Below are 1,060 nucleotides of genomic sequence, written 5' to 3'. Positions count from 1 at the left end.
CCCCTCGGCTTCTCGCCGAGGGGCACGGGCCGTCGTCGTGCGGCTGCGGGGTGCCCCGGGTGGGATTCGAACCCACACTGGATCGGGTTTGAGCCGATTGCCTCTGCCGGTTGGGCTACCGGGGCGCGCCGCCCATCCAACCACGCGCTCGAGGCGGTGGCCGAACCGTCCGACCGCTGGTCGGCGGGCAGGCCGTCGCCCTCGTCACACCCGGCACGGGACGCGGCGCCCCCTCGCGGCCACTAGGATGGACGGGTGACCGACGAGAAGCCCCACGACGCGAAGCCCGAGGCGACGGTGCCGCTCGACCTGCCGCCCCTGATCGACCAGGAGCCCGAGGCCCCGAAGACGCCGGAGCGACCCGCGCGTCGCGCGGTCGTCGTCGAGGACGAGGCGCTCATCCGGATGGATGTCGTCGAGACGCTCCGCGAGGCGGGGTTCGACGTCGTCGGCGAGGCGGGCGACGGTGAGACCGCGGTGCGGCTCGCCACCGAGCTCAAGCCCGACGTCGTCGTGATGGACGTCAAGATGCCCGAGCTGGACGGCATCTCGGCGGCCGAGCGGATCGGCAAGGCGCACGCCGCGCCCGTCGTCCTGCTCACCGCCTTCTCCCAGACCGAGCTCGTCGAGCGGGCGCGTGACGCCGGCGCGATGGCCTACGTCGTCAAGCCCTTCACGCCTGCGGACCTGCTCCCGGCGGTGGAGATCGCGATCTCCCGCTACCAGCAGATCGGGGCGCTCGAGGCCGAGGTCGCGGACCTCACCGAGCGGTTCGAGACCCGCAAGCGCGTGGACCGCGCGAAGGGCCTCCTGATGACCAAGATGGGCCTGAGCGAGCCGGAGTCCTTCCGCTGGATCCAGAAGACGTCGATGGACCGCCGCCTCACGATGCGCGAGGTCGCGGACGCCGTCATCGAGCAGGTCGGCGGAGCCTGATCCGCACCACGGTGGCCCGGGGGCCGGGGGGGTGCAGGGGCCGGGGCCCAGCCCCATGTTGGGGGGGGGCCGGGGCGCGGTAGGTGGCGGGGGGGGGTGTTCAAAAAGTTTTTTTAATTGGTTA

Annotated in this window: 1 protein-coding gene and 1 tRNA gene; one reads left to right on the top strand and one right to left on the bottom strand. The window is 72.3% G+C overall.

Annotated elements, in window-relative coordinates; genetic code table 11:
- Positions 1-51: 51 nt before the first annotated feature.
- Positions 52-125, bottom strand: a tRNA-Leu gene (locus ACFQ8E_RS18430).
- 184 nt (positions 126-309) lie between these two features.
- Between ACFQ8E_RS18430 and ACFQ8E_RS18425 the strand changes: the two genes are divergently transcribed.
- A complete protein-coding gene (locus ACFQ8E_RS18425) occupies positions 310-936 on the top strand; it encodes an ANTAR domain-containing response regulator (protein ID WP_429729957.1) in 627 nt (208 codons plus the stop codon).
- Positions 937-1,060 lie beyond the last annotated feature (124 nt).

Source organism: Isoptericola sp. NPDC056573 (genome assembly GCF_042793335.1).
In the GTDB taxonomy this organism is placed as follows: Bacteria; Actinomycetota; Actinomycetes; order Actinomycetales; family Cellulomonadaceae; genus Isoptericola.
This window is presented reverse-complemented; position numbering and strand designations above follow the sequence as displayed.